The organism is Thermodesulfobacteriota bacterium (genome assembly GCA_036397855.1).
Lineage (GTDB): Bacteria > Desulfobacterota_D > UBA1144 > Nemesobacterales > CSP1-2 > DASWID01.
The window spans coordinates 1-5,661 of record DASWID010000186.1 but is presented as its reverse complement, the minus strand read 5'-3'; the positions used below and the strand labels follow the sequence as shown (position 1 = coordinate 5,661).

Annotated in this window: 6 protein-coding genes; all 6 read right to left on the bottom strand. The window is 39.6% G+C overall.

All coding sequences use genetic code 11. The features are described 5' to 3' along the window. Nucleotides 1–202: 202 nt before the first annotated feature. Nucleotides 203–391 carry a hypothetical protein gene (locus VGA95_14125; GenBank protein ID HEX9667679.1) on the bottom strand — a complete coding sequence of 63 codons (189 nt, stop codon included), beginning with the start codon at nt 389–391 and terminating at the stop codon, nt 203–205. A 73-nt stretch (nt 392–464) separates the two neighbouring features. Continuing rightward, nucleotides 465–893, bottom strand: a complete 429-nt coding sequence (locus tag VGA95_14120; protein HEX9667678.1) for a hypothetical protein — start codon at nt 891–893, stop codon at nt 465–467. A gap of 36 nt (nt 894–929) precedes the next feature. Next, nucleotides 930–1,622 (bottom strand): tetratricopeptide repeat protein, encoded by a 693-nt coding sequence (locus tag VGA95_14115; GenBank protein ID HEX9667677.1) that lies wholly within the window; start codon nt 1,620–1,622, stop codon nt 930–932. Nucleotides 1,623–1,721: 99 nt separating this feature from the next. Further along, a complete protein-coding gene (locus VGA95_14110; GenBank protein HEX9667676.1) occupies nt 1,722–2,543 on the bottom strand; it encodes an N-acetylmuramoyl-L-alanine amidase-like domain-containing protein in 822 nt (273 codons plus the stop codon). A gap of 229 nt (nt 2,544–2,772) precedes the next feature. Next, the gene (gene htpG / locus VGA95_14105) at nt 2,773–4,626 is read right to left on the bottom strand and encodes a molecular chaperone HtpG (GenBank protein HEX9667675.1); all 1,854 of its coding nucleotides are present in this window, start codon (nt 4,624–4,626) and stop codon (nt 2,773–2,775) included. A 234-nt stretch (nt 4,627–4,860) separates the two neighbouring features. Continuing rightward, entirely contained in the window at nt 4,861–5,319 is a 459-nt protein-coding gene (locus VGA95_14100) for an MgtC/SapB family protein (GenBank protein HEX9667674.1), read from the bottom strand. Between the last annotated feature and the right edge of the window lie 342 nt (nt 5,320–5,661).

Sequence of the window (5,661 nt, the reverse complement as noted above, 5' to 3'; positions counted from 1 at the left end):
CAAATTGACACTTGCCGACACGATGCATGATCCACGATGCAGGATACAGGATGCACGATTCATGATTCAGAACAATACAACCAGGGATCACAGATTGACAAATAAATAGGTGCATCATTTTTGTGATAGAGACGAGTTTACCCTATATCTATTCTTCCCCGCTCTCTTTTAAACCCCCCTTGCTACTTCCCTCATCACGAACTTAATCCTTCTTTTCCTTTTTCTTCTTTCCGTCGAAGCTGCCTAATTCTTCTATAAAAAATGAGATTGCCACAGTGGAGTCTATACTGAGTGCATCGAAGTACGATGACAAACAAAGTGGATTCCCGATAACAGTCCTCGGGAATGACCCTCGGTGTAGAATTGCGGCTATAAGTTTTGGTTCATTCACAGTTGGTCATTAAGGTAAAGATAAGTGGAGGACTACAGAAGAATTCGCCGAAAAGCGCTTCTATCCCCTTCTCTCACTTCAACGGGTTTTTTGCCGTCCTTTCCTTCTCCACCTGTTCTCTGAGATGGTTATCAACAGCCTGCCAGTAACGCCACCAATACGAATTTTCTTCGTAATTCCTTTTCTGCAATTCAGCCCAATTTATAACCTGAAATACGTCGCCCTGATAAAGCATAAGTTTCTTCGCGGCGTCTTTAGCCTGATCTATATCGACCGGCAATTTGTTTAGTTCCATATCAATGAAAGACTTCATAGTCTTAATGCTTTTCTCAATATCTGGAGCAACTTCTTTTATCCTTTCACCCGAAGTCCTTACTTCATCCGGAAACTCTTCGAGATGGTTATTCATTAAATCTACAAAATCCAAAACCTTCTCAAGGTTTTGCTTTGCCTTAATAGTCTCGGTAACTAAATCGGTAAGTTGTTTAGCAGTCAATGGCATAGACTCTCTCCCCCTGAATTATTTTCCAAGCTGAATTCATTCAACTAGTTTACCGAACTCTTTGTCTTCCTTAACCTCTTTAAAAACCTTATCTTTCTTCGCCTCTTCTTTAAAAGAAGTATCGAGTAAAATAGCCTTCTGTAAATCAGTTAAGGCCTTTTTATACAATCGTTTTGTGGCATAAACCCTCGCGCGGTTGTACCATGCTTCCGCATAATCAGGCTTTAATTTTATTGCCCTGTCAAAGGCCTTGATCGCTTCGTTCAGATCATCAGTGTTGAAGAGAGAAATACCCTTATTATTACACGCCTCAACATAATCTGGCTGAAATTCCAACGCTCTTTCATAAGCAACGATTGCTTCCCTATCCCGACCAAGCCACCCAAGAGCCGCTCCCTTATTACACCACGCTACAGCAAACCACGGTTTTATCGCCAGCGATTTTTCAGACGCCTCTAGTGCTTCTTCAAAGCGCCCCAGTCTGCCAAGAGCGGCGGACTTGTTGTTCCACGCCTCAGCATAATCTGGCTTCAATTCTATTGCTTTGTTATAAACCTCAATCTCCTCTTCATGACGACATACTACAGATAACACTATTCCTTTATTATACCAAGCCTCAGCAAAGTCTGACCTCAATTCTATGGCTCTATCTAGATTTTTGATTGCCTCATCATACTCGCCCCTATAATAATTGTCCGTAGCAAGAAGAACAAACTCTTCAGGTTTCAATACACTCTCCTCTAAATGTACTCACAACGGTTTTTCAAAATGATATAATTTCAAGTTTATGATAGAATTCACAAAGCGTTTGAGTATTGATCAAAAAAATCAATTAACCTTTGGTCTCAGAACTACCAATCCAGGTTTGTCAAAAATATAGGCAAGCAAATCTTCATCAACAACCCTTCTATTATTTTTTCTCGAAGATGCATGCCTTAGATAAATCTCATCGCCCTTTCTAATCAGTATCCCAGTGTGTGAAACATCTAGACCGTCCTTATCAGTATAAATCCCCACATAATCTCCGGTTTTCAGACGCTCAATCACCTTTTCATCAATAGATTCGGACGGTATGTAATTCACATAACGCTCCCTAACCGGAATACCCGGGAGATAAAGTGTCCCATCTTCTTTTTTATTCAGAAGCTTCTTTACAGTTCTGGTCCCTTGTCCACCCGCCTCTTTTGTGACATCAACGATATTGTCACTATTATATACAGCCCAATCTGTAAAGAAATGATTTCTTTTTATAAAATCTACCTCACCAGACTGATACCTTATACGCCGAATATTATTTACAAACATCGGATAAGAATCAGAGAGCTGCATCGCCTCCACATAATCCATGTATGTAAAGCAGTCCATGCCTTCCAAATTTATCACCAATTCTTCAGGATGGTTTACATCCCCTACCAGTGTTGATTCCTCGTATTTAGTATTCAGGAATTTCCCTGATAAAAAGTCTATTCGTTGACCAACATCTTGAATTTTCGAGGATTGTTTCATGATACTATTTAACCCTTTCTCTGTCCAACTACCTAATATGAAAATCCCTCCTTTGTTATCCGAAGCTGAAGAAAAATCATTGATGGCAATATTAATAGATATTGATAAAAGAAACAAAAAAACAACTGGACTTATAATGAACATTGGTACATTCATTTTAAATCTGACAATCATAATCTTTATATATTCTACCCAACCCCTGACTTAGTGTTTAAAGAGGTAATTTTGTAAAAAAAGTGAAACTCACTGCAGTAAGCCGCAGCGATCTACATTTGAAAAAAGTCCTCACGGTAAATTCCAGAAGCTATGCGGAGAAGCAATCCCGAAGAATGAAATCGGTTTACTTAGCAAATCATACATTCTTGATTGATCGCTAGTGTACTGAAACACGTTCAAGGATCTTGTACACCCGATTGACCATCGCTCTTGGGTCATCAAGGAATCCAGCAGTAATTAGTGCATTGTCAAACAACTGTTCTGCCACGAGTTTCGCAAGATCAGGGTCTCTATCCTTTAAATCCGAAAGGTTCTTAATCAGATTATGCCGCGAGTTTATTTCGAGATTTACTCTGTAGCCCTCCTTTACTTCCTGTCGCATTGCCCTCATAATCCGTTTCATACCCGGACTCATAAATTTGTCTGCATTCAGCGCAATTACAGGGCTATCCACAAGTCTTTTACTTACACTTACTTCATGTACCCTTTCGCCTAAAGTCTCTTTCAACCATTCGCATAGTTTATTCTCCACCTCTTTATCCAGCGGTTTTTCCTTTAAGTCTTTCGTAATATCGCCGATTGTTACCTCGGCGCTGTCTGCAGAGATTAGCTTTTTGCCCTCAAATTCTCTTAAATTGCTCATTACAAAGTCATCAATCGGATCATAAAGGAATAAGACTTCAAAATCACGCGCCCTAAAGTACTCTAAATGTGGTCCAAGTTCTGAGCTCTCGCGGGTTGGAGCATTGAGGTAATATATTTCCTTCTGGTCTTCTTTCATTCGTAAGACATATTCCGAAAATGAACTCAATTTGCCTTTCTCCAATTGAGACGATTCAAAACGAAGCAATTTCGAAAGCTGCTCCCTGTAATTTATATCCGTAACTATTCCCTCCTTAAGGAAGAGACCAAACTTATTATAAAACTCTTCGTACTTTTCTTTTCTCTCTTTAGCCTCTTCTTCAAGAAACTTTAGAAACCTCTTTGTAATTACATCATTAATCTTTTGAACTAGACTGCTGTCCTGCATAGTCTCGCGTGAAATATTAAGAGGCAAATCCGCACTATCAATGACTCCCCTGACGAAACGCAACCATTCTGGAAGAAGTCCCTTTGGGCTTGAATCAATTAGAATTTTTCGGCAGTAAAGACTGACCCCTGGCTCTAAACGGATAAACCCCCATCGTTCCTGATTTTCAGTCGGCACAAAGAGAAGGGAATTAATTGTAAGCGGGGCGTCGGAGCTAAAATGGAGTTTGTAGAAAGGTTCGTCAAAAGCCTTTGCCTGAAATTTATAGAACTCTGCGTATTCCGCATCCTTAATTTCGTTTCTATTTCTCATCCAGATCGCCTGGACAGTGTTGATGCGCTCACCGTTTAAATTGATCGGGAATTGCACAAAGTTTGAATAATGTGAGAGTATCTGCTTGACATGCTCCGCCTTAGAGAACTCCTTTGCTTCATCCTTTAATTGAATTTCAATTTTACTTCCGCGCCTTTGGCCGGAAGACGTTTCAAGCTCGTACGTGCCAGACCCATCACTGGTCCAAACAAGGTGCTCCCCATCCTTTTCCCAATGATGTGTATAGACCTTAACAGATTTTGCAACCATAAATACACTATAAAATCCGACTCCAAACTGCCCGATCAGATTATCTCCCACATCTGCGCCCTTCTGAACAGCCTCTAAAAAGGCCTTTGAACCTGAGTGTGCGATTGTCCCAAGGTTTTCAATGAGTTCTTGGCGAGTCATGCCCACCCCGAAGTCCTTTATAGTAATTGTATTGGCAACATCGTCTGTGGAAATGCTTATTTCAAGAGGAAGATTATCATCAAAAATATCCTTTTCGGTGAGCTGAACATACCGAAGTTTTTCAAGTGCATCTGAGGCATTAGAGACAAGCTCTCTAATAAATATCTCCTTATCTTTATAAAGTGAATTTATAACGATATTGAGGACTTGCTTAACTTCGGCCTGGAATTCGTGTTTTTGAGGAGTCGTCTCTGTCATTTTTTTAATGATAACTATTAACTTTAAGGATGATTACAAAAGAAAATCTATGACAAAAAAATAATATTCATTCATCGAAAAAATTCAAGGATTGATTTTTTTAATATAACAAAAATAGTGGTTTGATCTTAAGACATTTGAACACACGGCTAAACAAAAATAAATAAAATCCTGGGATGAACCATCACAGCGTTAATAATGATCTCATCCTACTTAATGTCGATGTTCTAACGTTCATTCATCATCCGGCGATTTTTTCCCCGCTTTGCCAGCCAAAATTCTTTTATCAATATAATCGAAACCGATAAGTATTATAACAGTTACAATTGATAACATAAGTGCGGTTAAATAATGCCCAACACCTATTACCACACCAATTGCTGCTAATACCCATATTGTCGAAGCAGTGGTTACACCAACAACTATCCCCCTGCGTGCCAAGATAACACCTCCACCAATAAACCCAATCCCAGTAACAACCTGACCGATCACACGTGTAGGATCCGCGCTAGGAGTAGTAAAAGCAGATCCGATATCAACAAAAATTTGTGTACCAAGGCAAATCAAGATGCTCGTGCGCGCCCCAACAGGCTTATCCTTCAATTGTCGCTCATAACCCACGATTGCACCGCAGACAATCGCTACAACAACACCGATCCAAAACCCAGAACCAGGCAAGCTAAGCGCTTCCATCTAATCGCTCCAATACAATAACATCGTTATTACTAAAAAATTATACTTGTTAATTAGATTTCTCCACAATGTTTGATGAAATAGGCTCACTAATGCTAATATGTCTTTGAACCATTATTATAACTTTAAAAGATTATTGATGATCAAAAAGAGTCACTCAAAAATACCTGATCAGAAGATCCCAGGTCGAAGCGGTACATATGTCAAGGTAAACGTCGTAAATAATCACTTATGATATTCATGTTGATGGTGAACCCCTATTGTTAGTGCATGCCGCCAACAAGTAATAGCACTCCGACAAAAAAGAAAGGGATCTTATTCACCACATAACTCACTCGCTGA